The following is a 26,191-nucleotide window of genomic DNA, read 5'->3' as shown; positions in this document are numbered from 1 at the left end:
TCTCTCCTCCAATAAAACTTTAAAAATAAGTTTAAGGAATAATTCTATTACCATTGTTATGTATAACTTCTAATTCAATATTTCTATATTTAGCAGCAAACTCTGCTATGACTTTACTGCAACTGTCGCAAGTGTCCAATTCTGTAAACAGCTTAATTTTCCCTGTAGCTTGTGTATTATCGCCAAGTCTAGAAGCTATATCATTTAATATTTTATATTCTGTATCTGTATCCCTTAAATAACTTTCTCCATCTTTACCGACAGCTTTGGTAGCTTTAAACATTGGATTTTCAGGTTGTAAAGAAATATCAGGGACTTTATCCTCCAGATTTCCTTTAAGCTTATTTATGCTACTTTGAGCATAAAATTCAGACTTATTTATCCCACTCACATTAACTTCAGCAATAGCAAAATTACCTGACTTTTTATACCTACTCGTTAAATTGCCTCTCAACTCTTTCACTCTATCAATTATATGTGCTTCTGCAACTGAATCTATTTGTCTCGTTGGATATACTTTACCCGTACCCTTAGAAACACTCTTCCCAGCCTCAATCTCCTTCTCAACCCGCTGAATCGAATTCTGCATCTTCGCTTTCGATGCCTTATGGGCGTCGTTGACATGGGCGGAGTAATTGGATCCTTTTCGGACGAGGGTGCCGCCGGCTCCTGCTTCCGCACCGCGGGCGATGTCGCTCAAAGCGTCGGCGCTTTTGGCGAATTGTTTTTTAATGGCGAAGCCTGCGTCGTTGAGCCGGTCTTGAGCTTTCAGCCCATTCACCTTCATGCGGTTCGCCCAGAGGTTTTTGCTGTCTTTAAGAGATTGTACCACATGTTCTGTTTTGCTTGAAATTTGGCCGATTGTGGCTGCGCTTTTAAATGTACCTTTTGCCGCGGCTGCCCCCGGGATGATGTCAAGGGCGCCGAACACGCCTCTTTCAAACCTTTCGCCTGTGTTTAATTCCCGTTGTGTCATCCAGTCTTTTCCGGTTGCGGCGCTCGAAATATTGGCTCCTCCGTAGGCGACGGCCACCGTGAGACCTGCCGGTGCGCAAAAGATGGTGAGCACGATAATGCCTGCACCGGCCAGAAGATCCCGCCACAATTCCTGATTCTTTTGGACATCGCCGATGGATTCGTATTCAAATCCGCGGGAAGAGGCAATCGCTTTTGTGTATTCTTCATACGATAATTCGATGTCGGGGTGGTTGATCTGGAATTCTTCAAATTCTTTGCTCAGTACGTGATCAAACGATTCCGAGTCTTTGAATATATCATTTACGCTCACTTTCGCTTTGTCGGTTTCGACCGCTTGTTTGGACATGCCGTATCCGACATACGTGGTTTCCTTGGAGCCGATCCGGTTCGCGGTGGTGTAGTTATGTATGGTCAGTCCGCGCATTTTTTCGGCGAACGCGTCTATTTTTTTATAAAAAGGGCTGTCAATGTGATCTTCCACCAAACTGCCGGCTTTCAGGCAAAAGTCAGCCAGCTTTTGATAATCCTTAAACAGTTCCTCGATCTTGCTTTTTTTACTGGTGTGGGTAAAGCTGATCGACCTGTCGCTGTCCTTGTCTTTGATTTTGGATTCGATATCTTCCAAGAGATCATTGAGTTTGATAAGGCCGGCTTTCATACCGCCGCCGTACTGGCCGCCCGTCAGCGCATCGAGCCCGTCTTTCATGCCCTGCCATTCTTCCGGTACGTATTTCACATCCATTTAGTTGATCGCCTCATTTCTATTTCTGAATCTTGTAGAGTTTTTGAAGCTCTTTATCTGTTTCATACATTTTCTCCATCGCATAACTGACAATGTGTGAAGCTATACAGTAATTATCAAACAGCTCCATCGTCTTCCCGAGAATATCCGCGTAGCTTTCAATCGCTTTTGATGCCTGTCCGGCTTTATAAAAATCGGATTCTGAAAGGTTTTTGATTTCTTTCTGAACCCCTTCTGTATAAATATCGCAGATGCTTTTCAGCTTATTGGAAATGGTGATCATTTCTTCAAACTCGAGATGGATGTTTGTACCGCCGCCTCCTGCTCCGCCTTCTGCATTCATAGCATCGCCCTCCCTGCTCTGAAATTAATGTGCAGCGCATCATAGATCCGGTTGTTCATGATATAAAGGCTGATCCATTCATATCGATCATTTAAAGGATCAACCGAGATGAAATCTTCGCCTTTTGTAAAGTAAAGTGTAGTCGTCTGGAACCCGGGATCTGTCGGTTTTTGCTGCGAGGCAAGCTTGAACGTTTCCACAGCAAGAACTTCTTTTTCATCAAGATCCATTGCCCTGACTTCGGCTTTTTCAGCGGCGCTCATCGGTTTTGTCAAAAAAGCGCGGTCTTGATCGCGCGGCTCTCTTACTAAAAATGACACGTTGGAAATAAGCGATAAATAAACTTCGCGCTTTTCCAAATAATCTAATGTGTAGCCTTTGCCATGGCTTCTTTCAGTCAGAGCGACAACGCGCTCCTCATCGTCCGGCAGAAAGGCGCACATGACATTGTTGAAGCGCACGAATTCTTCGCTTTCTTGATAATGCTTCAACAGCTTAATCAGAAAAAAAGCGGTCTTTGTCAGCTTGCCTTCCTTTAAAAGAATGCCTTTTTCAATCAGGCTCTCCTTTGCTTTTACTGCACAATCCGGCTCGGCCAAGGCCAGCTGTTCGCGTTCCGGAAGACCGAATATGTAGGACACTCCGGCTGCTCCTGCTAAAACATAAAGTTCTGCCGCAGACAGCGTATCTGCTTTCACCTGCATGTCATTCTCCTTCCCTGTTATAAGTTTTTGATTTCCTGCACTTCACTGAGTTTTGAAAAATCGTCGATGTGCATTTGCAGCGCATCTAATGCAGCCGTATGATCTTTCAAGGCGTCTTTCATATCGGCATTCAATTCGATAATCAGCTCAAGGTAGCTTAAAAATGCGTCGCGGGTTTTTCCGCTCCATTTTCCGCTTTCGACATACGCTTTCAATTCCTTTGCTTTTTTCAGCGAGTCGCCGACATGTTTTTCGATCGCTTTCGCATGGGAATGCGCTTTTATTGTGCCATTGTGTGAAATTTTCACAGTCTCTCCGCTTACTTTCGGATTCGCCGCTTGATAGTTGTAGTATCCATATCCGTCCATGACTCGGCTGTTCCTCCTCTACGCCTTTTTCTCTTCAGCTTCAGCTTTTGCTTTATAATACTCCCACTTGCTTTTCGCCTTCGTCTTGGCGCTTTGAATGTCATCGACCATATCTTTAAAATGCTTGACCAATTCCTTCAGCTTGGCATCTTTTTCATGGCGTGTATCCTCAAATTCGTGGGAAGGGATTTTCAAGTCCGGGAGATTGCTGTGGTATGCCTTCAAACTTGCATCAATTTCTGCTAATTTCGTCTTGACATCGCTTTCTTTATCAGATAAAAAGTCGTATAAATTTTTATACTCGTCGCGTTTTCGTTCATTTTCCGTGTAGGATATGTGCAAAAAGTTGCCTACTGAATCCCAAAAACCTTCGCTCAAAGCAGCTTCCCCTTTCATTTATCCTAGTCAATAAAAACTATTTTCCTGTAGTGGATGATATTGTAATAGGTTTATCTTACAGGATGGTCCTAGACGATTGAATAGGTTAAAAGGATTGTTTTTTTCGACAGAAACATAAAATTACCGGTCTTCGAGGATTTTTATAAGCAAAAAGAATCAGTCTGTTTTCCCCTCTTTTCCGGCCGGTCATTTCCTGAGAAATATTTTCTTTTGAAGAACATTCCATTATAATGAAGTTGGTTGGTTTTTACATCGTGAAAGGAGAAGCGCTATGCGTGAACATAAAGGATGTATCAAGTGCGGAAGCACAGATGCGGGGCAAAAAGAAATCGCGACGACCGGCACCGGCCTGTCAAAATTGTTCGATGTGCAGCATAACCGTTTTCTCGTCGTTTATTGCAAAAACTGCGGGTATTCGGAGCTGTACAACAAACAATCTTCAACCGCCGGAAACATTCTCGACCTGTTCTTTGGAGGATGACGGCCCGAAAGGAGAAACGGTTATGATAGAAAAATACGGATTATTGATTGCCATATTTATTTTGGCTTTATGTGTGCACTCCAATATCGTCGTAGAACATGCACTCTTACAGGCGATCATAAAAACAGTCTCACTATTCGTGATGATCGCTTCGGCCCTTGCAGCATTTGTCAAAGGCATCAGACATCCGTCATAATCACTGGGAGCTGGGTTAGTTATTGCCCCGTTCCCAGTGATTTGACTAAATCGAGAATCCATTCTTTCACGTCGACAAGACGATTGTATGCCGGCTTTGTATCGGTTCCGGTGATGATCATGGATACGAGGGAGTCCTGCTTGTGCAATGCACCGTGGCTGGCTCCTCCGACGTGCGTCGGCGACCCTTCGCCGATAAATTCGTATCCAGGCTTTGCATTGGCGATCAAATAATCGCCTTCATGTGAAAAAAACGAAGTGTACAGTCTCGCCAGCACATCAGGAAATTTTCCGTATGAAATGCTGTTCCGTTCGACTGTCAAATCGAGAATGTTTACATCCCCTTGCAGCTTCCACGTTTGTCCAAATTCATCTTTGTATTTGCCTCCCGGCCGAAATGTGAGCTTCCCGTGCTGCTCCCCTGAAACGACCTCAATTGAATCCGTTTCATTTTTCCAGCCGATGATGTCGATCCTCTCGTCCTGTTGCAGAATATCCGCGATCCTCCTGAGCGGAAGCTTCGCTTTATCGAGCGAATAGATAAACGCCATTCTTTCGTTAACGGCAAGAACGATGTCGTCATCGTCCGTCACGCCTTTCTTTAATTTCACAATGCGAAAGGCGTCCAGAAGGCTTCTCAAATCAATCAATGCTTCTTTTTTATTGCCGCTGATCCAGGCCTGTCCGTTATCCCCCATCACGATCCAAATGTGATCCTTTAAAGCGGCTTCCCATAACGGAAAGCTGTCTAAAATCTTTCGAACATGCCGGTCTGCTTTCGCCACCCCCGCTGCGTCGTTTCTCCCGTGTTTATGTACGTGCTGGTCGAGATCGGGAAAATAGACGAGTGCAAGAGGCGGCACTTTGTTTGTTTTGATCAGATGAACCAATTCATTCGCTGAAAACCGGTCATTAAAGCCGAATTTTTTGAAGAGCGAGCGATTTGCCGGATTCACTTTTGAAAAACCCCCGTACGAGAACAGCTGGGGTGCGTTGATTTTGACTGATTGGTTTAATCCGGAAATCATTGAAAAAAGAAAGGGAACCTGTAAATAGTTGTCCCGGCTCCCCCTGTGCAAAAGCGCATTGATCGAGCACGTTTCAATTCCTTTTTCATCAAGCTCTTCGTGAAGCGTCTTCACCTGTTGGCTTAAATGAACCTGATTCAAATTGTAAAAGACGTCTCTGGAGGATTGTTTGATGCCTAATTTCAGAAGCTCTCGAATATGGCTGCCATAATTGATGATCCGTTTTTCCTTCGCGTTGTACCACACAAGGCCCGGAACTTTATGGCGGTCGCTGCTCGCCCCTGTAAGCAGTGTGCTGTCAACATTGACGGACATCGTCGGAAAAGGGCTGATCATATCAGGAACATAGCGCCCGTTTTCCAGCAAATATCGCAGACCAGGAGCCTGTCCGGTTTTCATGGCTTCTTGAAGCGGTTCATCCATTAATGAATCGATCAGCAACATGACGACTGATTTCTTGCGGCTCTCAGACATCGTTCTTCCTCCTTCCTTATACGTGAGCATTCCCTAAACCGCTCCGGTTATGAATGATCCCTTCTAAAATGTCGCTGATATCCCGGTCCGATTTTTCGCGCAAATATTGACCAACGCTCATTTGATAGCGTCTGATGTCTTCTTCCGAACGGAAAAAGGACAGCAGCTGCTGTTCAATCGGCTTCTGTTTTTGCTGATTCAGTTCGATGACAAGATGTTTCTTTTTCAGAATATCGAGATTCATCTCTTCCTGTCCGGGCAGCGCGTGATAGATGAAAACAGGGAGCTGTTTTTCAATGCACTCGCTGATCGTGACGCCGCCGGGCTTCGTAATGATGCCCGACGCCTCCCCGTATAAGCGGTTCATTTCAGCTTTGCTTTCGATATAAGGCAGCGCTTTAATATATGGATTGTTTAAATCATGAACATACCGGTAGAGCTTTCGGTTTTTTCCGCATAGTATTTGGTATGTGACATCCCCATTCGGCGACAGCTCCTGCACGAGCTTAAAAATGCCGCCCACCCCCATGCTTCCGCCGGTTATGAGAATGTTGCACACCGCTTTTTTGTCCCCGTTCTGCCCAGGCTTTCTCTCCGTTTTATAGGAACGGTGCACAGGTATTCCGGTCAGAAAAATCTTCGCTTCATCAACGCCTTCTGCGATCAGCTGTTCTTTGATGTCTTTGATCGGTGCAAAATGATAATCAATCTTTTCTCTTCCCCAAATTCGGTTGACGAAAAAATCGGTATAGACATTGACCACTTTCATGTCGGGAAATTGGCCTTTTAAGCGGTTCAGCAAATAGGAGGGCAATGCATGTGTACAGAACACGATGTCAGGCTTTTTTTCTGCAATGATCTGCTGCATGTCTTTCAAAAAGATTAGCTCATACAAGAGGTGGCGCTTCGCCGTTTGATGGCGCCCGCACGCCAGGAGATGATAGACCGAGCTGTAGACTTTCGGGAAATACTGAATCCATGACAAATACGCAGCAGAGGAGGCTTTTTCAAGCCGCCGATAAGCATGTGAAAAAATGTCGATTTTTTCGCATTGATGGGATTTGAGAAGCAGTTCTGCCTGCAGCGAATCGGCAACGTGATGATGACCGGTGGAAATGCTTAAAAAAGGGAAAATCAGAATCTTTGTCATCTCCATCCTCCATTTCAGAAGAAAAATGTTTTCCATTTATATTTTTCAAATATCCAGCCAAAATATAAGTGTATTTTTTCAGGAAAGGAAAGTGGCGACTTGAGAAACTGTTTTTTGTCGATTTGGAGTGTAATTGACCCGTTTTATTATTTTTTTTCAAGACTGACACTCATTGACCAAACGAAATCGAGCATTTTTCGCGTCCGTCTCACAAGATACAAAGGGATCGATGTGGTGTTAAACGACGGGACGGTTATTAAAAAGAACGATGTTCTGATCAAAATTCATCTGCATAATATTAAGCTGATCAAAGAGCTTCAAAATATTGAGAGCGCTGTCAGAAGAGGCATCCTCATTTATCAAAAGGCGTACTTTTCAATGCCGATCCTGGCCGAATATGTTAAAAACCATCACCGGACAGACCAAATCAAAGGCATCATCGGTATTACGACACTGCATAAAGGCGTTGAAAGGCTCGGTTTTGAAGCGGTTGAGCCCGCAAACCAGTTTTACAGAGTCTTTAAAAAACTGACGCAGATTCCGATTTTATATTTAACAACAAAGCAATTTTCTCTTCGTAAAATTCCTCCTTCCCAATACTTGTTTATTTCAAAGGAAAAATTGTTCAAGTCCTATCTGCAGAAATAACAAAAAAAGAGACTGATCCCTCAAAACAGGAACAGCCTCTTCTTTTTATGAAATGTGATGGAATGTCATTTCCGGACGGCTTCCAATGCGGATGTTCGCTCCCGTCTGGCCCAATCCCTCGCTGATATAAAACGGTTTGTCATGATGATAGTGAAGACCTTTAATCATATTCATTCGCACAAGCTTTCCCATCTTCAGAAGATGATAAGGCTTCGGCCAATGAATCTGACCGCCGTGAAAGTGCCCTGACAGAAGATAGTCAAAGTGAAATTCCTGCATATCAAGCACAACGTTCGGATCATGCGTCAATACAAGGTTGTACCCTTCCTTCAGCTCTTTATATGAAGCGGCAATATCGCTTCGCTTCGTGCTGTAATCATCAATCCCGATAATGTTGAGTGCCTCACCTTCCACTTCAATCGAGACATGCTGATTTCGAAGGGTGATACATCCGTTATCTTCCAGCACACGTTTCAGCTTCCGAAAGTGTTCGCCTTTCAATACGTAGTCATGGTTGCCGAATACAGCGTACATCCCGTAAGCCGGCTTTAGTTTTTGCAAAGCTTTTAAGTAGTTTGCAAGCTTTGGTATATTTCCTTTCCTATCAAGAAAATCTCCTGTTAAAGCAATGAGATCCACTCGTTTTTTATTGGCAAGTTCAAGAATCTGTTCAGGTGAAATCGAAATGTTTTCTAAATGAAGATCAGACAGATGAAGAATGTTCAGCTTTTTCTTTAAAGCGGGAGCCTGGACGCGCTCGACCGAAATCGTGTTGACTTTCACATCTTTTGTATTGTGGTTCGCTTTATAAATAAAAGGCATGAAGCCTAAGATAATCAATAGACATGCGATAATAAACATTTCAATATCTCCTCCCTCTTACTAGTATAGTAAGTTGGCAGGCAGTTTTATAGTGGGAAATAATAGAATACCATTCTTTTTACCTATAATAAAAACCGATTTCCAGCTGGAAATCGGTTCGTATTTTTACTCTTACAGAAACAAAATGAACAGAAGAAGCCCTAAAACGATTCGATAGATGGCAAACGGGACAAGCTTGATCTTATTGATCAGCCGGAGGAAAAAGCGGACGACAAAAAGAGCGACAATAAAAGCGCTGATAAACCCTGCAATAAAGAAAGGAAACAGGTCTGCACTTAAATATGCCCAGTTTTTGATTAAAGAGAGAAGGCTGGCTCCCATCATGATCGGAATCGCCATGATGAAGGTGAAATCGGCGGCCGCTCTGTGGTTCAAGCCGAGAATAACACCGCCCGAAATCGTCGAACCCGAGCGAGAGAAGCCCGGCCAGAGCGCCAGACATTGAAACAGCCCCATCCCGAGCGCCTGCTTATACGTCATCCGGTCAACCGAATCTGTCGTCTCCGTGCGCCGGTTGATCCAGTCAGCCGCGAGCATCAGCACCGCGCCGGCGATGAGACCGACCGCAACGGTGCGTACGGAAAACAGGTACTGATCAATATAATCTTCGAATAAAAAGCCGAGCACAGCGGCGGGAACAAGTCCTACAGCGATTTGGGCGATGGAAAGGCGGTTTCCCGATTTCTGCTCTTCCGTCATGTTTTTCTTCACGCCTAAGAGGTTGAGAATCCGGTCTTTAAATACGATGGCGACAGCGAGGATGGAGCCGAGCTGAATCACGACTTTAAAGGTATTCGCCGCCTCCGGCGTAAGCAGTTCTTTCGATTTCAGCCAGACGTCGTCAACAATGATCATATGCCCTGTTGACGAAACAGGGGCATATTCTGTTAATCCTTCAACAATTCCGAGTATGACGGCGACAAACATATCCCAAATATTCATATGTCATTCCTTTCGCTTCCTTTTAAAACTTGTCCTCTAATAAACTATTTATATCGCCTTTAAAAGCCGATTATGCAAGCGGGATTCAGACTTCTTCGTTTTTTTCATAAAGGTGTGAACGCTGTTTAAACCATTCAAACAAATGCGTGACAACCACTTTGATGACCGCGTATCCGGGGATGGCGAGAATGACGCCGATCACGCCGAACAGCTTGGCTGCCGTCAACAGCACAAAGATGATCGTGACCGGATGGATGTGCAGGTTTTTTCCCATAATCTGCGGCGAAATAAATTTTCCTTCAAACAGCTGCACCACAGTCCAAACGATGATCAGCTTCACAAGCATAAACGGGGAAGTAACCAGGGCAATAATGATTGCCGGCGTGATCGCAATCGTCGGTCCGAGATACGGAACGATGCTCGTACACGCCGCCACAAGGGCCAAAAGAGAAGCGTAATCAAGACCGATGATCATATATCCGATAAACAATAGGCAGCCGATACAGAAGCTGACGATGATCTGCCCCCTGATATACGAACTAAGACGGTGATTCATCTCAGACATCATCACATACGTCTGTTCCCGCAAGCGGACCGGTACGAGCTTTAAAATAAAGAGCGGCAGTTTTTTACCATCTTTCAATAAGTAAAACAGGATAAACGGCACGGTCACAATCGAAATCACAACTTCTGTCACGGCGCCTATGAACGTTCCCACTCCGGTAAATGTGCTGTTTAAAATAGTGGTGGCTTGATCGGATAATTTGCTTGCCAAATCGGTCAGATTGATGTTCAGCGTCTGCTGGACCTGATTAAAAAACTGGCTTCCGATCAGCTGTTTAATTTGGTCTTCCACAGTGTGGACATACCTTGGGAAGTTATCGACAAGGCTTGTGATCTGTTCCCTTAACAGCGGGATAACGGAGACGATCGAAATCGTGATCAGACCGATGATCACAATATAGAGAAGAAGAATCGAATAAATCCTTTTCACATTTTTCCGCTCTAGAAAATCAACGATCGGATTTAACAAATAATATACGACACCTGTCAGCACGACAGGCAGGGCGATGGTTTCCACAAGAACGATGAAAGGCGTGAAAATAAACGATGCTTTTGTAAATACAAGGATGTTCAATCCGATCAAGAGCAGAACGAGCAGAAACAGGACGAATTTATTGTCTAAAAAAAACTTCTTAAATCTGCCGCCCCACATATTCAAAGAGTCCATGGCGATCCTCCATTAACGTTGGTTTTATACATTAAATTGTACACTATTACTCCTCATACTAAAAATAAAACCATTGCTATTGGTCTTTTTTTCCGCTTGCAAACGTTTATTGATGATATACATATACGCCGGTGTTTCCGGCTTTTTGTCTTTCGGCGGCAAAAGAAAACACTGTATAATAAACATATCCTACAGCGAAAGGAGAAAATAGCATGATACGGTTCGGGGTAGTCGGAACAAATTGGATCACCGACCGGTTTCTTGAAGCGGCCCGTTTGATCGGCGATTTTCAATTTACCGCGGTATATTCAAGGAGCGGGGAGCGCGGACGTGAATTCGCGCAAAAATACGGGGCCGAGGCGGTTTTTACCGATATCGGCGAAATGGCTGAGAGCGATGTTATTGATGCGGTATATATCGCAAGTCCCAACTCTTTACATAAAGAACAGGCCGTTACATTCATGAAAAGCGGAAAGCACGTCCTGTGCGAAAAACCGCTTGCGTCCCATGCCAAAGAAGCGGAAGAAATGGTAAAAACAGCGCAGGAACACCGCGTGACATTTATGGAAGCGATGAAGACGACATTTCTTCCGAATTTTAAAAACATCAGACGCAACCTGCACAAAATCGGCAAAGTCCGCCGTTTTACAGCCAGCTACTGTCAATACTCTTCCCGCTATGACGCCTATCGAAACGGAACCGTCTTAAATGCATTTAATCCGGCTTTATCGAACGGTTCCCTGATGGATATCGGTGTCTATTGCGTCCATCCCGCAATCGTCCTGTTCGGCAAGCCCCTCGAAGTCAAAGCGAACGGGCTGATCCTTGAGTCGGGGGCGGACGGTGAAGGAACGGTGCTGTTAAAATACGAGGAGCATGAAGCCGTTTTGATGCACTCGAAAATCTCCAATTCCTTCACTCCTGCTGAAATACAAGGGGAGGAAGGCTCTATCGTCATCGATAAAATCCACCGCCCTGAAAAAGTCGACATCCGCTATCGGGACGGACGGGTTGAACATCTTACGCTGCCGGATGACAAACCGGCCATGTTTTATGAAACAGAGGAGTTCATTCATTTAATTAAACAAGGGCGGATCGAGTCTTCGCTTAACACATTTGAACGCTCTATAGACACCTTGGCGGTCATGGATGAAGCCCGCAAACAGATCGGTCTCGTTTTCCCCGCTGATCAAAAGTAACAAATGAGCCGCCTCGTTTCGAATGAACGGGCGGCTCATCTGTTTTAGGATTGCGCCAAAAGATCGGCAAAGGCTTTGACATAGATCGGCAGGTCCGGCGGGCGGCGGCTTGACACGATGTGGCCGTCGACAACCGCTGCTTCATTCACCCAGACCGCTCCGGCATTTTCCATATCATCTTTGATCCCGGGTGTGCTTGTGACCTTCCTGCCTTCCAATATTCCTGCGGAAATCAGCACCCAGCCGGCATGGCAGATTTGCCCGATAGGCTTCTTCCTCTCGTTGAACCACCGAATCATCTCCAGTACCTCGGGATATCTTCTGAGCTTGTCAGGCGCCCAGCCTCCCGGAACCAGAACGGCGTCGTATTCCTCAATGTTCACGCTTTTCAGCTCATAATCAGAGACAGCCGGTACGCCGTATTTTCCCTTATACTCATGATCCGCTTTTTCACCAATGAGGTGGACGATCGCTCCTTCTTCCCTCAGCCTTAAAACTGGATACCACAGTTCTAAATCTTCGAAGTCATCGCTGACAAGCGCGATCACTTTCTTGCCTTCCAGTCGCATAATTGATCCCTCCTGTACAACCAGTGTACGATAGATGACAGTCTGTTTAAACCTATTTATCCCCTTTCCCGTCCCTTTTTAAAAATGCTTTTTCCGCGCAAAAGGCTGCCGGATCGCCGGCAGCCTGATGTTTAGTCAATCTTAAATTTTTTCGTCAAATCGCGCAGTTCTTCAGCCATTTGTTCAAGCGTAGCCGCAGAAGAACTGATTTCTTCCATTGAAGCGAGCTGTTCTTCAGCCGAAGCGGCGATGTCTTGAATGCTTCCTGAGCTTTCACGCGATACGTCTGCAATTTCTTCAACCGCTCCCGCGACTTGCTGCGACCCTCCTGACAGCTCTTCAACTGCCGCATTCATCGTCTGCAGCTTGCCGGCGATTTCGTTTGTCATATCATAAATCTGCTTAAAGCTTGTATCTGTTTCATCTGTGATGGTAAGTCCCGACTGTACTTCACGGTTGACGTCCTGGAACATGTCCAGCGACTTTCCGATCTCATTGACGATTTCCTGAATAAGCGCTTCGATTTCTTTTGCCGATGAGGCGGATTGCTCAGCCAGTTTGCGCACTTCTTCAGCTACTACAGAAAACCCTCTCCCGGCTTCACCGGCTCTTGCGGCTTCAATTGCAGCGTTCAACGCGAGCAAATTCGTCTGGTCTGCGATGCCGTTGATCACGCGCAGGATTGCCGTAATGTCTTTTGATTTGCTTTCAAGTCCTTTCACGACGGATTCTGCCTGTTTAACGGAATGATCGATGGAATTCATTTGTCCGACCGTTTTTTGAACAAGCTCTCCGCCTGTACCGGCAATGTCCGTCGATTGAATGGATGATTCTGTAATCGATGCTGAGACTTTGGACATTTCATGCAATCGGCTGTTCATGTCTGCCAGCTGCTGCGCGCTGATTTCCACTTTCTCATTTTGGCTTTCGTTTCCGTTTGAAAATTGTTCGATAGCAGATGTAATATGTTCTGTCGCCTTGCTTGTCTGATCCGCGCTCGCAGTCAGCTCCTCTGACGAAGAAGCGACGTTTTCAACCGATGTCTGAATGACGCTGATTAGAGAGCGCAGCGATTCGGCCATTTCGTTGAAGCTTGATCCGAGCTGTCCGATTTCATCTTTTGAACGGACAGTGATTTTTTGCGTCAAGTCGCCTCCGCTGATGCTTTTCGCAGAGGAAACGAGTTCGCGGAGCGGACCTGTGATCGATCTGATGATGAAAATCATAAGAAGCACACCGATGATGATGCTGACGCCCAACGTAATCAGAGCTGCATTCAACACAGGCTGTGACGCTTCTTTTAATTCAGTGATATACATGGTTCCGCCGATTTTCCAGCCGGTCAGCTTATTGGTCGCGAATGCCATCTGCTTTTCGCCGTCAAGCGTATATTTGAATGTTCCTTTGTCATTGGCGTATACTTTTTCCACCCAGCTGCCTTCGATATCTGAGCCCGCATCATGTTTCGGGTGGGCGACAAACTTTTTATCGGCGCTGGTGATAAAGGCATAGCCTTTTTTCCCGATGGTCACGCGTTCTGTCGCTTTAATGAGCTCTTCGATTTTCATATTGACGGCGACCACGCCGGATCCGTCTTCATGCATCTTGGCGATGGTGATAACCATCGTTCCGGTTGACGCCGTTTTGTAAGGGTCTGTAATAATGACTTCGCCCTTGTGTTCGGCGGCTTTTTTATACCAGTCCCGTTCTACCGGATTATATCCGCTCGGCATTTCCTGATCCGGGTAACGGATGAACTTTCCGTCCTTTGATCCGGTAAAGATCCCTTCAACATCGGGATGGAGCTTGGCGAACTGTTCGAATTTCACTTTTAAAGCGTCGCTTTCTTTTCCTTTAAAAGAGTTTTCTTTAATGAACCCGCTGAAATAGGACATGGCGTTTGTTTTCTGGCTGATATTCTGATTGATGATTTCGTTCAGCTGATTAACGTTTTCGCGCGCATTGTCCATGATTTCTCCGTCAAGCGTACTGCTTGCCGTTTGATACGCGCTATAGGAAAGGACGATGATTGGAACGGTTAAAATAAGCAAGAATGAAAGAATTAATTTCTTTGCAATGGAGGGACGTTTCACCCAATTGACAATATTTGACATGTATTTGTTGACTCCTCTTTTCTGTTATATTTCTAATATCGGATTCTTTTAAAAGTTTTTATACGGATTTTATAACTTTTTATAGTCTAAAATAACTAAAAAAACATCCGGAGGAAAACCGGATGTTTTAAAGCTATTCAATCTTAAATTTCCGTGTCAAATCACGCAGTTCTTCAGCCAGCTCCGCCAATGTGGTGGAGGAAGCGCTGATCTCTTCCATTGAAGCGAGCTGCTCCTCGGCTGAAGCAGCGATGTCCTGAATGCTTGCCGAACTTTCTTTTGATACATCAGCGATTTCTTCGACCGCACCCGCGACTTGGCGGGAACCTTGCGTCAATTGTTCGACAGCGGCATTCATCGTCTGCAGCTTGCCTGCGATATCATTGGTCATATCGTAAATCGTTTTGAAGCTTGTCTCTGTTTCATCTGTGATTCGAAGTCCTGACTGTACTTCATGATTGACCGATTTGAACATGTTCAGGGAGTTGTCGATCTCCTTGACGATTTCCTGAATTAAATGTTCAATTTCCTTCGCCGAACCGGCGGATTGTGCGGCGAGCTTCCTGACTTCTTCAGCCACTACCGAGAAGCCGCGGCCCGATTCCCCGGCCCTTGCCGCTTCGATCGCGGCATTGAGCGCGAGCAGATTCGTTTGATCGGCGATTCCGTTAATCACGCGCAAAATGCTTGTGATGTCTTTTGATTTGGCTTCGAGCCCTTTGACAACCGCTTCCGCTTGCTTGACAGACCGATCGATCGAGTTCATTTGACCGACCGTCTTTTGAACAAGCTCTTCCCCTTTGCCTGCAATCTCAGTCGATTTCAGCGACGCATCGGTAATCGCGGCTGATGTTTTCGACATATCATATAACCCGTCGTTCATTTCATTCAGCTGATGCGAGCTTGCTTCGACTTTTTCTTTCTGGCTTTCATTACCGTCAGAAAACTGTTCAATAGCCATTGTAATATGCTCAGTCGCTTTGCTTGTCTGCTCTGCGCTGGCATGAAGCTCTTCAGATGATGAAGCTACATTGTCAACTGATGATTGAATGACGCTGATTAACGAGCGCAGCGATTCGGCCATTTCATTAAAGCTTGTACCGAGCTGACCGAATTCGTCTTTTGAACGGACTGCGATTTTTTGTGTCAAGTCGCCGCCGCTGATGCTCTTTGCGGATGACACGAGCTCGCTTAACGGCTTGCTGATTCCGCGGATAATGAAGTAGATGAGAATCCCGCCGAGCAAGATCGCGGCTGCCAAAATGATGATCGCCATGTGGAAGACAGGCTGGGCTGCCTCTGATATCTCATCCGTGAACATCGTTCCGCCGATTTTCCAGCCGGTCAGCTTGTTCGTCGTGAAGGCCATTCTCTTTTCTTTTCCTTCAAATGTATATTGAAAATCACCTTTTTCACTGCCGTACATCTGTGTAACCCAGTCGCCTTTGCCTTCGGTTCCGGCTTCGATCTTCGGATGGGCGACATATTTTTTATCATTGCTTGAGATAAACGCAAAGCCGCTTTTTCCGATGTTAACGCGTTCTGTCGCTTTGATAAGTTCATCGATTTTCATGTTAACGGCAACAACTCCTGAGCCGTCCTCCGTCTGCTTTGCAATCGTGATGACCATCGTTCCGGTTGACGCCGTTTTATAAGGGTTTGTGATAATTGCTTTTCCTTTATTTTCAACGGCTTGCTTATACCAGTCCCTATCCGCAGGGTTATAATCTTTCGCCATTTTTTCCGCGGGATAGCGGATGAACTTGCCGTCTTTTGAACCTGTGTAGATCGCTTCCACATCCTGGTTCAGCTTGGCGTACTGCTCGAATCTCTCTACAAGTGATGCGCTCCCTTTTTCTTGATAAAGCTTTTCATTCACCCAGCCGCTGAAAAAGGAAACAGCCTGCTCTTTCTTTCCGATATTCTGGTCTATGATCTCATTCAGCTGTTCGACATTATCGCGCGCGCTTCTCATGATTTCCGTTTCAAGAGAGCTTCCCGCCGTTTGGTACGCACTATAGGATAAGGCCAAAATCGGCAAAGTTAAAACCAATATAAAGCTGAAAAACAGCCTTTTTGAGATAGACGGACGTTTAAGCCAGTCCAATACCTTTTTCATTTGATATAACTCCTTTAGCTTCTAGATTATGAAACTAATATCGGAGCTTTCATTTACTTTTGCATATTAAAAAACTTTAAAAAGCATTTCTGAAGATTCTAAAAAAAAGGCTGAAAAAAGAGGCTGACCAGCAGCCTCTTTTCATTAAATTGTAAACTTTTTCGTTAAGTCGCGCAGTTCTTCAGCCATTTGTTCGAGCGTCGCAGCGGATGAGCTGATTTCTTCCATGGAAGCCAGCTGTTCTTCCGCTGAAGCAGCGATGTCTTGAATGCCGGCAGAGCTTTCACGCGATACGTCGGCGATCTCTTCGACCGCGTCGGATATTTCGTGAGAACCTGTTGATAAATGCTCTACGGCAGCGTTCATCGTCTGCAGCTTGCCTGCAATTTCGTTTGTCATGTCGTAAATATGTTTAAAACTCGTTTCCGTTTCTTCCGTAATTTCGAGCCCTGACTGTACTTCTTGGTTGACCGATTTGAACATGTTAAGCGAATGTTCGATTTCCTTGACGATATCCTGAATCAGCGCTTCGATTTCTTTTGCCGATCCTGCTGATTGGGCCGCAAGCTTTCTGACTTCTTCAGCGACAACCGAGAATCCTCTGCCTGATTCGCCGGCCCGCGCTGCCTCGATGGCGGCGTTCAGCGCCAGCAAATTCGTTTGATCGGCGATTCCGTTTATAACGCGCAGGATCGCGGTGATATCTTTCGATTTCGCTTCAAGCCCTTTGACAACCTGTTCGGCCTGTCTGACGGACCTGTTGATCGAATTCATCTGCCCGACCGTTTGTTGGACAAGCTCTCCGCCTGTTTCGGCAATTTCCGTCGATTTACCCGAGGATTCTGTAATCGATTCCGATACGCCTGCGATTTCATTCAGCTTGTCATTCATTTGGCTGAGCCGCTGTGAGCTTGTTTCGACTTTTTCACTTTGACTTTCAGCGCCGCTTGAGAACCGCTCGATGGCTAATGTAATGTGCTCCGTCGCTTTGCTTGTCTGGTCCGCACTTGCCGTCAGCTGCTCTGATGAAGATGCCACATTGTCGACCGATTCCTGAATTGTGCTGATCAGCGAACGCAATGAGTCAGCCATTTCGTTGAAGCTTGCGCCCAACTGGCCGAATTCGTCCCTGGAGCGGACATCGATTTTTTGTGTCAGATCTCCTTCGCTGATGCTTTTTGCAGAAGAGACGAGTTGATTTAAAGGCTTGCTGATCGCGCGGACGATAAAGTAAACAAGAATGCCGCCCAGAATAATCGCGCCTGCCAATGTCATGACTGCCATGTGAAGCACAGGCTGTGCAGCGTCTTTAATCTCTGCTGTATTCATCTCTCCGCCGATTTTCCAGCCGGTTAGTTTATTTGTCGCAAAGACCGTTTTCTTTTCTTTGCCTTTTTCATTAAATGTGAACAAGCCGCTCTCTTTGCTGAACATCTGCTCTGTCAGATCGGCTTCTGCTTCTGTGCCGGCTTTCATTTTCGGATGGGCGACATACGTTTTCCCTTCGCCGATGATAAATGCATATCCGGTTTTTCCGATGCTGATGCTGTTTGCCGATTTGATCAGCTTGTCAATGTTCAAGTCAAGGGCGACTACGCCTGATCCGTCTTTATTCTGCTTGGCGATCGTGACGACCATATGGCCTGTTGATGCAGACTCATAAGGTTCAGTTACAATCGTTTTCCCTTTTTCCTGGACGGCCTGTTTATACCAGTCGCGTTCTACCGGGTCATACCCGTCAGGCAATGGAGCATTCGGATATTGTGAGTAAACGCTATCCTCCGAACCGGTGAAGACGAGTTCGACGTCGGGATTTTGTTTTGCAAACTGCTCAAACCGCTGTTTAATGGCAGTCTGCCCTTTCTCTTTGTACGCTTTGCGATCAATCCATTCGCTGAAATACGCAATAGAAGTTTCCTTGCTGCCGATATCTTGCTGAATGATGTCGTTCAGTTCATCGATATTGTCTTTCGCACTTCTCAAAATCTCATCCTCAAGCGTGCTGCTGGCCGTAAAATATGAAGTAGCCGAAAGAACCAAGATTGGAATTGTTAAAATGAATATAAATGAGAAAATTAATTTTTTAGAAATAGAAGGACGTTTCATCCAATTTAAAAGCTTTTTCATGTGAGATTCCCCTTTCTCTACTTTTATCGGAGACGGGGTCTATTTTTTAAGTAAAAAAAGCGGAAAATTAGACCGTTTTCCTGCCCAAGCATCAGGCATACGCTAATAAAAAAGGAAAAAGGGTGTATCCTATGATAAGTGTTTCGGGCTACTGGCTCCGTCCAGAGGATATCGAAAAACTGAATGTCAGTCAGACACAGAGAGACATTGCCAACCGGATGCTGGCCATGCCGTCCAGATATAGATACGGTTCAATCTCAGAACTGTCATTTGAGCTAAGATTCAGAGTGCATACCGTCGAATCGGCCAGAGAGCTGATCAACAGCGGAGCGAAGTTTGCCACCTTTTCAAAGACATACGGGAATGAAGAGTTTTGGAGGGTGACGCCTGAGGGGGCTTTGGAGTTGAAGTACAGGGCGCCGGCTTCAAAGGCGATTCGAAATATTTTTGAAAGCGGCTCTCTTTATGCTTTTGAATGCGCAACTGCGATTGTCATCATTTTTTATATGGCGCTCCTCAAAACGATCGACGATCAGACATTTGACCGGAATTATCAAAGAATCATTTTATATGATTGGCATTATGAGCGGCTGCCGATCTATACGGATAAGGGAAACGACTACCTTCCGGGAGACTGCCTGTATTTCAAGAACCCTGAATTCGATCCCGAAAGACCGCAGTGGCGCGGAGAAAACGCTATTTTACTTGAAAATAATCTCTATGCGGCACACGGTCTGGGGATCTTAAGCGGCGAAACGATCATTGAAAAACTGAACGGGCTGAGAAAGCCTCATGCACAGACGTCCGCCTATCTGCTATCTCAAGTGACACGGGTTGATATTCCTGCATTAATACAAATGATCAGATAGCACATCGGCAGGCACAAGCTGATCCATCAGCTCCTTCACCGTCGTTAGCCGCACGGAGGCCCGCACGCCCTGTCCGGACCACAATGACATGCCGTCCGGATTCCCTTCAAGCTTCGCCTGTTTTCTCATCGGCTGCGTCAGCGTATTTTGCAGAGGATAAGGCAGCGCTTCAGCTTCGTCCGGGCGCCTGTCTTCCATCCATTGATTGACGATGCCTCTTGCCGGCTTCCCTGAGAACAAACGGGTCAGCCTTGTGTCTGTTTCAACCGCTTCAAGCAATTTTTGTTTGTATGCAGGATGTGTTCCGCTTTCTTCGCACGTCAAAAAAGCGGTGCCGATTTGAACTCCCTGTGCGCCGAGGGCAAAAGCTGCCGCAACACCTCTTTTGTCAAAAATGCCGCCCGCCGCAACCACCGGAACCGACACGTGATCTGCCGCTTGGGGAATAAACGCCATCGAGCCGACAGCGGGCTCTCCCTTCGTTTTCAAGAAGGCACCCCTGTGGCCGCCGGCTTCACTTCCTTGAACAACGATGACATCCATCCCCAATTCTTCAAGCATCACGGCTTCTTCAACAGAAACGGCGGTGCCCATTAAACAGCAGTTTCGGTCTTTCAGTTCTTTGACGGCATCGGCCGGCGGCGGGCCAAATGTAAATGAAACGGCGCTGATCCCTTCCTTTAGTATGATTTCTATTTTCTCGTAAAAATCATCCCAATCGTGTTTCTCTTCTGGCACGGATGAAGCCGACCGTGCATAAGGTATCTTCTCTTGCCACCCTTCATATTCTTCCCGGCTGACGTTTTCCCGTTTTTCCGGAATGAAGAGGTTGACTTGAAACCCGGCTGATGTCAGTTTTTTGGTTTCCAGAATCTGTTGTTGAAGAACTTCCGGCGTCAAATAGCCGGATGCAAGGCTGCCTAAGCCGCCGCAGTCTGATACGGCGGCGGCGAGCCTTGGTGTTGTCGGTCCGCCCGCCATCGGCGCCTGGATCACAGGCTTTGATAAAGAGAGACGTTCCATGAACTGATTCATTTTTATTTTCTCCTTTCAATCGGCTGTGATTTTAAAATAGCATGTCCGGTGCCTCGGGCCGTCGAACTCGCAGAAATATATGCCCTGCCAAGTCCCGAGGACAAGCCTGCCCCCTTCAATAATGATATGCTGCGATGCCCCGACCGTGCTCGCTTTCAAATGCGCCGCGGTATTCCCTTCCATATGGCGGTCAAGCTCATGTTCCCACGGATACACTTCTTCGAACCGTCTCAGCATATCGCGTTTGACATCGGGGTCAGCATTTTCATTGATCGTAATGCCTGCCGTTGTATGCGGACAGTAGACGATAACAGCGCCGCTGGAAACGTCATTTTCAGAAATGAATCTTTGGACGTCATTTGTAATATCAAGCATTTCATCGCGCCGATTTGTTTGAATCTGTATTTTTTTCAACATACGAATCCGCTCCTTTCCTGGCACCCTTTCTCTATTCGTTACAAATCGCCGATTTCCTGTCTGATCATGTAAACGCGCGCCTCATAAGGGTTCATCACAAAAGATGTAAGGTGCTTGTGCGCGTTGATATCAGCATTTGACAGCAGCAGTCCGTCCGTACATAAAGGGTATGCGGGATGATGGTAATACGCCTGGCGCGCGCTAAGGTTGACGATCACAATGGCCGTTTCTTCCCGAAGCTTTCGCAAGTATGCAAAAATCTGCCGGTCCTCAGGCAAGAGCAGTTCATATGATCCGTCGATGAAGACGTCATACCGCTTTCTGATCGCGATCAACCGTTTATAAAAATGATAGACCGACCGGGGGTCATGCTGCTGATGAACGACATTGATCAGCTTGTAATTTTCGTTCATGCAGAGCCACGGTTCCCCTTTAGTAAAGCCGGCATTTGGCTGATCCGTCCATTGCATCGGCGTGCGCGCGTGATCCCTGCTCTTTTTCCAAACCGCCTTCATGATGTCTTCGTGTGAGCGGCCCTTTTCTTTTTGAATCCGGTAATCATTTTTAATTGAAACGTCATCATAATCATCTATATCGAAGAAAATCGCGTTTGTCATTCCGATTTCCTGCCCTTGATAAATAAACGGGGTGCCTTTCATCAAAAAATACATTGCAGCTAAGGCCTTTGCGCTGTCTATTCTGTATTTCCCGTCATCTCCCCAGACTGAAACGGCCCGGGGCTGATCATGATTTTCGATAAAAAGCGCGTTCCACCCTTTCCCTTCAAGAGCCGATTGCCAGTTTGACAATATCCGCTTGAGTTCGGGAATATCGAGTTCTCCGCCTTCAATCCCCCAAAGGCCGAGGTGTTCAAATTGGAAAATCATGCTGAATATCCCGTTTGGTTCTCCAACCCAGTCCTCCGCTTCTTCAGCGCTGACACCGTTTGCTTCGCCGACTGTCATGATATGAGGATACCCGGCGAACGTATTTTCTTTTAGTTCCTGCAATAACGCTATAATCCCGTCGACATTCATATGATAAGCAAATGAAGGCACAAAAGAGAGCCCTTCCGGATTCGGCAGATCCGGAAGTCCTTCTTTTTTCTTAATGTGTGAAATCGCGTCAACCCTGAACCCGTCGATTCCTTTTTGAAGCCACCAGTTGATCATGTCATAAAGAGCGCTTCTCATGTCACTGTTTTCCCAATTCAGATCCGGCTGCTTTTCGTGAAACAGGTGCAGATAATACTGCTCTGTTTTTTCGTCATAAGTCCAGGCTGAGCCGCCGAATATGCTTTCCCAGTTGTTCGGTTCGCTCCCGTCCTTTCCGTCTTGCCAAATATACCACTCCCGCTTCCCGGAATTCCGCTCTGCCCTTGATTCGATAAACCATGGATGTTCATCGCTCGTATGATTGATGACGAGATCGATGATCAGTTTCATTCCGAGGTGATGCGCTTCAGTCAGCAGAGCGTCAAAGTCGTCCATCGTGCCAAATTCCGGCATGATGCTTTGATAATCCCTGATGTCATAACCGTTATCGGCATTGGGAGAATCAAAGACCGGACAAATCCATATGGCATCTGCCCCGAGCTCCCTGATATACGGAAGCTTCTCTCTGATCCCGTTGATATCTCCGATGCCATCCCCGTTCGAATCCATAAAACTGCGCGGATACACTTGATAGACGACAGCCTCTTTCCACCATGCCCTTGTCATTCAAACACCCCTTAGGAGTTCATTTCATTTATTATATAAATGTCTAATGACAGTTATGAGGTGTTTTAGACGAAGAAAAAAACCGCCCTTTTTATAAAAGAGCGGTGTAAATCCATCAGCGGACCGTTACGTCCCAATTGGAAATATTAATTTGTCCTGTGCCTCCGAAAACTTCCGTACCGAATTCCACACTGCTGACATACTTTGTTTTGGAAAGCCAATGTTTGGAGTCGGCAAGATAATTCGTGAAATCCCGAATATTCAGGTTCGCACGTTGGGTGTTTGCCGTTCTGACAAATGAAAACACGTTCCACCCTTTGCCGCTTCCAGCATCAATATAGCCTTTATATACTTTCCAATTGTGCCCGCCAATCGAAACAGTTTCGACATAAGAACCGGCAGGTCCGGCATTTGTGTTATTGAGCCAGATCATAATCTCATCGGTTGGAGCCGAATCCCAGCTCGCCTTGTTTGTATTGTGGAGCCAAATGTCATATGCGGCATTGTAGGTGCCGTTCGCGCTGATCGAATAGCTGACTTTCGTGTTGATGTTTTTTTGATCTGACAACCTGGTCGGGAATCCGCTGCCCGCAGTATAGCCTTCAGTCCAATGCCAGCCGCTGACGATCGACGGATAAGCTTTGACCGTGCTGGTATTGCTCGGCCAATTCCATACCCAGCCCATATCTGAATCATTGTTATGATAAATGGTCTGCCACCAGCCGCTGACCTGGTCGGCTCCCCATACATTGTTGAATATGTAGTATTTTTTGTTTTTAAAATACAATTTATCCGACGGGTTTGATGACGAAGCAGCAAGCGCCGAGAGCGGCCCCGCCAGCAGCATGATGCATACCGCTCCCCATAGCAGGATCGATTTTAGCAAATGGTTGTTTTTCACGTATTGAAAACCTCCTCATATTTATACATCATATTATAAAAAAGAACGAAACGGAGTACATTCGTAAAAAGTCATGAATTTCCATAGATCTATCCTCTTATCTTTGAATAAATATCCATTTTATAGAAATAAAGAACGGCCATCGAACTAAAAAACAGCCGCGGTCCGCCCGCAGCTGTCTTTTTAAAAATCCGTTTTTTTCACTTCGATGAAACGGATATGATGATCTTCAGCATCAAGAATTTTAAATTCGCATCCCTCAGTTTTGAGGATGTCCCCGTTTTTCAGCTCCATCTTTTGCGTCAAAAGCCAGCCGGCAATCGTATCGACTTCTTCGTTTTCAATCGCGATATGAAGGAGGTCATTCACTTCGTCGATTAATGCCTTTCCGTCCATAATATAATGGTGTTCGCCTTTTTTTATAATGTGCGGCATTTCGTCCTGATCAAACTCATCCCTGATTTCTCCGACGATTTCCTCCAATATGTCTTCAACTGTAACCAGCCCTGCCGTTCCGCCGTACTCATCAACAAGAATGGCCATATGGATCCGTTCCTTCTGCATGCGAATCAAGAGCTCCTGGATCGGTATGTTCTCAATCACCCTGATGACAGGTCTCATTAAGTCAGTTAAAGGAATCGTCTGGTCGAGAAAATACGATTTAAACAAGTCCTTGCTGTTGACTATTCCGATAATATGGTCTTTATCGTCCTTAATGACCGGATATCTCGTATAGCGTTCATTAATGACGGTTTCAATCGCTTCTTTTATCGATTGATCAGCCAATAGGGTAGCGATTTCCGTTCTCGGCACCATGATTTCCCGGGCCAGCCTGTTGTCAAATTCAAAAATTTTGTTGACGTATTTATACTCAGTCTGATTGATTTCTCCTTTTTTATAGCTTTCAGACAACATAAGCCGCAGCTCTTCCTCACTGATTGCCACTTCATGCTCTTTAACCGAATGGAACCCGAACAGCTTCGTTAACAGCCGGGCCGAACCATTCAGCAGTTTGATAAACGGGAACATGATTTTATAAAACAAAATGAGCGGCTTTGCCGTCCATAAGCTGACGGCTTCAGCTTTTTGAATCGCAATTGTTTTTGGCGCAAGCTCGCCGACCACAACGTGCAAAAATGTAATGATGATAAATGCAGTAACAATCGAAGCCACTCTTAAAACGGATTCAGGCAGGCCAAATAATTCAAAAAGCGGGTGGATGATCCGTTCGAATGTCGATTCTCCGAGCCAGCCGAGCCCTAATGCGGTGATGGTAATGCCGAGCTGGCAGGCAGACAAATATTCATCAAGATTTGTCACCACTCTTTTGGCCGCAATTGCCCGCTTATCCCCGCTTTCAACAAGCTGATCGATTTTTGTGCCGCGGATTTTGACGATCGCAAATTCGGCGACAACGAAAAAAGCCGTAGCTGCAATTAAAAGTATGACGAGTATGAGATTCAGGATATTCAAAAAAAGCCCTTACCAAATATGGTAAGGGGCCACCTCCTTAAGACGAATGGTTAGTCATTACGACCGGACAGGAAAATTGCGACGAAGCGCAGCAGCTCAAACAGCGAAACAAGCGCTGCTGCAACATATGTCAGAGCAGCGGCATCCAGCACCTTGCTGACGCCTCTTTCTTCCGTGTTGCGGATCATTCCTTCTGAAACGATGATCCTTTTTGCCCGTGAGCTTGCGTTAAATTCAACAGGCAGTGTCACAAGCTGGAAGAATACGGCCGCCGAAAACAAAATGATGCCGAGCCCGATCAGATTCAGGCTTCCGAGCAGCATTCCGCCGATAAACAAAAATGGCGCCACTCCCGAAGAAAAGTTCACAATCGGAAACATCTTATGCCTCAAAACAAGTGCGCCGTATGATTCCTGATGCTGGAGGGCATGTCCGCATTCATGGGAAGCAACGGAAACCGCTGCAATTGAACGGCCGTAATATACGGGTTCGGACAGGCGCACAACGCGTGCTGTCGGGTCATAATGGTCTGTCAAGGTTCCTCTTACCGGTTCAACCGGGATATCGTAAAGGCCGTTTTGGTCGAGAATCTGTCTGGCCACTTCGGCTCCAGTTCTCCCGCTTGACGCCTCTACTTTTGAATATTTTTCAAAGTTGCTCTTCACTTTAAATTGTGCCCAAATCGATAAACCTAATGCAGCAAATGTTAACAAGTAAAAAATCATGCTCATGCAATCATCTTCCCTCTTGTGATAAGTCGTTTAAAATTTTAATTGTAAATATATTTTATCCCGAGGAATTTCCTTTTGTACAGAAAAGTGCACTACCTTTTTCTTCGCGGTAAACAAACCCCGATAAAGATCAGTACCATTCCTGACATCATGATGTAGAAAGGCGGCCTTGTGGACAACTCCTTGAAAAACTCCCTCCAGAATACTTCATCAGAGGAATGATAAACGGCGTTTAAATCAAAAATGAATTGAATGGATGCCGCCGCCATCAGCTGGACTCCGACCAGTATGAAAAAGAGCCTCATTAAACAGGACATTCCGCTCCCATCCCTCATCCGTTTATAAAAAGTG

At 45.8% G+C, this 26,191-nt stretch carries 26 protein-coding genes and 2 pseudogenes; 5 read left to right on the top strand and 23 right to left on the bottom strand.

The window, feature by feature from the left end; genetic code table 11:
* Positions 1 to 31 precede the first annotated feature (31 nt).
* Genes MST20_RS12245 through MST20_RS12225 form a run of 5 tightly spaced genes read right to left on the bottom strand, consistent with a single transcriptional unit; the run spans position 32 to position 3,513 of the window.
* Entirely contained in the window at positions 32 to 1,720 is a 1,689-nt protein-coding gene (locus MST20_RS12245; protein WP_243942442.1) for a deaminase domain-containing protein, read from the bottom strand.
* Positions 1,721 to 1,739: 19 nt separating this feature from the next.
* Positions 1,740 to 2,063 (bottom strand): hypothetical protein, encoded by a 324-nt coding sequence (locus MST20_RS12240; RefSeq protein WP_003184717.1) that lies wholly within the window; start codon positions 2,061 to 2,063, stop codon positions 1,740 to 1,742.
* The gene (locus MST20_RS12235) at positions 2,060 to 2,767 is read right to left on the bottom strand and encodes a DUF5081 family protein (protein ID WP_243942440.1); all 708 of its coding nucleotides are present in this window, start codon (positions 2,765 to 2,767) and stop codon (positions 2,060 to 2,062) included. Before MST20_RS12235 ends, MST20_RS12240 begins: the two co-directional genes overlap by 4 nt.
* A gap of 17 nt (positions 2,768 to 2,784) precedes the next feature.
* Positions 2,785 to 3,135: a WXG100 family type VII secretion target gene (locus MST20_RS12230; RefSeq protein ID WP_020452734.1), complete on the bottom strand. Its 351-nt coding sequence runs from the start codon at positions 3,133 to 3,135 to the stop codon at positions 2,785 to 2,787.
* An 18-nt stretch (positions 3,136 to 3,153) separates the two neighbouring features.
* Entirely contained in the window at positions 3,154 to 3,513 is a 360-nt protein-coding gene (locus MST20_RS12225; protein ID WP_243942437.1) for a hypothetical protein, read from the bottom strand.
* A gap of 292 nt (positions 3,514 to 3,805) precedes the next feature.
* Here MST20_RS12225 and MST20_RS12220 point away from each other — a divergent pair, with 292 nt between their 5' ends.
* Entirely contained in the window at positions 3,806 to 4,015 is a 210-nt protein-coding gene (locus MST20_RS12220) for a zinc ribbon domain-containing protein (protein ID WP_003184724.1), read from the top strand.
* A 22-nt stretch (positions 4,016 to 4,037) separates the two neighbouring features.
* Positions 4,038 to 4,211, top strand: a complete 174-nt coding sequence (locus MST20_RS12215; protein WP_243942435.1) for a hypothetical protein — start codon at positions 4,038 to 4,040, stop codon at positions 4,209 to 4,211.
* A 19-nt stretch (positions 4,212 to 4,230) separates the two neighbouring features.
* Here the strand turns inward: MST20_RS12215 and MST20_RS12210 are convergent, their stop codons facing one another.
* Positions 4,231 to 5,712, bottom strand: a complete 1,482-nt coding sequence (locus MST20_RS12210) for an alkaline phosphatase family protein (protein ID WP_243942433.1) — start codon at positions 5,710 to 5,712, stop codon at positions 4,231 to 4,233.
* A 16-nt stretch (positions 5,713 to 5,728) separates the two neighbouring features.
* A complete protein-coding gene (locus MST20_RS12205; protein ID WP_243942431.1) occupies positions 5,729 to 6,862 on the bottom strand; it encodes an MGDG synthase family glycosyltransferase in 1,134 nt (377 codons plus the stop codon).
* Between the two features lie 99 nt (positions 6,863 to 6,961).
* On the opposite strand from MST20_RS12205, the gene MST20_RS12200 reads away from it, so the two are divergent.
* Complete coding sequence (locus tag MST20_RS12200; protein WP_023856115.1) at positions 6,962 to 7,510, top strand: YkoP family protein; 549 nt, start codon at positions 6,962 to 6,964, stop codon at positions 7,508 to 7,510.
* Positions 7,511 to 7,555: 45 nt separating this feature from the next.
* On the opposite strand, the gene MST20_RS12195 is transcribed toward MST20_RS12200, so the two are convergent.
* The 3 genes from MST20_RS12195 to MST20_RS12185 all read right to left on the bottom strand — a co-directional run bounded on the left by MST20_RS12195 (position 7,556) and on the right by MST20_RS12185 (position 10,565).
* On the bottom strand, positions 7,556 to 8,371 hold the full coding sequence (locus MST20_RS12195; RefSeq protein ID WP_243942429.1) for a metallophosphoesterase: 816 nt from the start codon (positions 8,369 to 8,371) through the stop codon (positions 7,556 to 7,558).
* 132 nt (positions 8,372 to 8,503) lie between these two features.
* Positions 8,504 to 9,334: an undecaprenyl-diphosphate phosphatase gene (locus tag MST20_RS12190; protein WP_243942427.1), complete on the bottom strand. Its 831-nt coding sequence runs from the start codon at positions 9,332 to 9,334 to the stop codon at positions 8,504 to 8,506.
* An 85-nt stretch (positions 9,335 to 9,419) separates the two neighbouring features.
* On the bottom strand, positions 9,420 to 10,565 hold the full coding sequence (locus MST20_RS12185) for an AI-2E family transporter (RefSeq protein WP_243942425.1): 1,146 nt from the start codon (positions 10,563 to 10,565) through the stop codon (positions 9,420 to 9,422).
* Positions 10,566 to 10,777: 212 nt separating this feature from the next.
* Between MST20_RS12185 and MST20_RS12180 the strand changes: the two genes are divergently transcribed.
* Positions 10,778 to 11,764 carry a Gfo/Idh/MocA family protein gene (locus MST20_RS12180; RefSeq protein WP_243942423.1) on the top strand — a complete coding sequence of 329 codons (987 nt, stop codon included), beginning with the start codon at positions 10,778 to 10,780 and terminating at the stop codon, positions 11,762 to 11,764.
* A 44-nt stretch (positions 11,765 to 11,808) separates the two neighbouring features.
* Here the strand turns inward: MST20_RS12180 and MST20_RS12175 are convergent, their stop codons facing one another.
* The 6 genes and pseudogenes from MST20_RS12175 to MST20_RS21375 form a co-directional block, all read right to left on the bottom strand.
* Positions 11,809 to 12,333 (bottom strand): type 1 glutamine amidotransferase domain-containing protein, encoded by a 525-nt coding sequence (locus tag MST20_RS12175; protein ID WP_025809689.1) that lies wholly within the window; start codon positions 12,331 to 12,333, stop codon positions 11,809 to 11,811.
* A gap of 131 nt (positions 12,334 to 12,464) precedes the next feature.
* Positions 12,465 to 13,415 (bottom strand): methyl-accepting chemotaxis protein, encoded by a 951-nt coding sequence (locus MST20_RS21390; RefSeq protein ID WP_429702749.1) that lies wholly within the window; start codon positions 13,413 to 13,415, stop codon positions 12,465 to 12,467.
* A pseudogene (locus MST20_RS21385) lies at positions 13,410 to 14,303 on the bottom strand (HAMP domain-containing protein); the annotation flags it as partial. The gene MST20_RS21390 and the pseudogene MST20_RS21385, both read right to left, overlap by 6 nt.
* Positions 14,304 to 14,580: 277 nt before the next feature.
* Positions 14,581 to 16,566 (bottom strand): methyl-accepting chemotaxis protein, encoded by a 1,986-nt coding sequence (locus MST20_RS12165; RefSeq protein WP_243942419.1) that lies wholly within the window; start codon positions 16,564 to 16,566, stop codon positions 14,581 to 14,583.
* Positions 16,567 to 16,710: 144 nt separating this feature from the next.
* Positions 16,711 to 17,658, bottom strand: a complete 948-nt coding sequence (locus tag MST20_RS21380) for a methyl-accepting chemotaxis protein (protein ID WP_373368589.1) — start codon at positions 17,656 to 17,658, stop codon at positions 16,711 to 16,713.
* Positions 17,653 to 18,672, bottom strand: a pseudogene (locus MST20_RS21375) (HAMP domain-containing protein); the annotation flags it as partial. The pseudogene MST20_RS21375 and the gene MST20_RS21380, both read right to left, overlap by 6 nt.
* Positions 18,673 to 18,824: 152 nt before the next feature.
* Between MST20_RS21375 and MST20_RS12155 the strand changes: the two are divergent.
* The gene (locus MST20_RS12155; RefSeq protein ID WP_243942415.1) at positions 18,825 to 19,562 is read left to right on the top strand and encodes a protein-glutamine gamma-glutamyltransferase; all 738 of its coding nucleotides are present in this window, start codon (positions 18,825 to 18,827) and stop codon (positions 19,560 to 19,562) included.
* Here the strand turns inward: MST20_RS12155 and MST20_RS12150 are convergent.
* The 7 genes from MST20_RS12150 to MST20_RS12120 all read right to left on the bottom strand — a co-directional run bounded on the left by MST20_RS12150 (position 19,542) and on the right by MST20_RS12120 (position 26,157).
* Positions 19,542 to 20,597, bottom strand: a complete 1,056-nt coding sequence (locus MST20_RS12150; protein WP_243942413.1) for a nitronate monooxygenase — start codon at positions 20,595 to 20,597, stop codon at positions 19,542 to 19,544. The genes MST20_RS12155 and MST20_RS12150 overlap by 21 nt on opposite strands.
* A gap of 15 nt (positions 20,598 to 20,612) precedes the next feature.
* The gene (locus MST20_RS12145; protein ID WP_243942411.1) at positions 20,613 to 21,014 is read right to left on the bottom strand and encodes a secondary thiamine-phosphate synthase enzyme YjbQ; all 402 of its coding nucleotides are present in this window, start codon (positions 21,012 to 21,014) and stop codon (positions 20,613 to 20,615) included.
* 38 nt (positions 21,015 to 21,052) lie between these two features.
* Positions 21,053 to 22,735, bottom strand: coding sequence for a glycoside hydrolase family 13 protein (locus MST20_RS12140; protein WP_243942409.1), 1,683 nt, complete (start codon positions 22,733 to 22,735; stop codon positions 21,053 to 21,055).
* A gap of 115 nt (positions 22,736 to 22,850) precedes the next feature.
* Positions 22,851 to 23,636, bottom strand: coding sequence for a GH12 family glycosyl hydrolase domain-containing protein (locus tag MST20_RS12135; RefSeq protein ID WP_165427919.1), 786 nt, complete (start codon positions 23,634 to 23,636; stop codon positions 22,851 to 22,853).
* Between the two features lie 183 nt (positions 23,637 to 23,819).
* A complete protein-coding gene (locus tag MST20_RS12130; protein WP_243942407.1) occupies positions 23,820 to 25,109 on the bottom strand; it encodes a hemolysin family protein in 1,290 nt (429 codons plus the stop codon).
* Positions 25,110 to 25,159: 50 nt separating this feature from the next.
* A complete protein-coding gene (locus MST20_RS12125) occupies positions 25,160 to 25,834 on the bottom strand; it encodes a zinc metallopeptidase (protein WP_023856125.1) in 675 nt (224 codons plus the stop codon).
* 98 nt (positions 25,835 to 25,932) lie between these two features.
* Positions 25,933 to 26,157, bottom strand: a complete 225-nt coding sequence (locus MST20_RS12120; protein ID WP_165425793.1) for a YuzI family membrane protein — start codon at positions 26,155 to 26,157, stop codon at positions 25,933 to 25,935.
* Between the last annotated feature and the right edge of the window lie 34 nt (positions 26,158 to 26,191).

This window comes from Bacillus sp. B19-2, from assembly GCF_022832475.1.
In the GTDB taxonomy this organism is placed as follows: Bacteria; Bacillota; Bacilli; order Bacillales; family Bacillaceae; genus Bacillus; species Bacillus paralicheniformis.
This window is presented reverse-complemented; position numbering and strand designations above follow the sequence as displayed.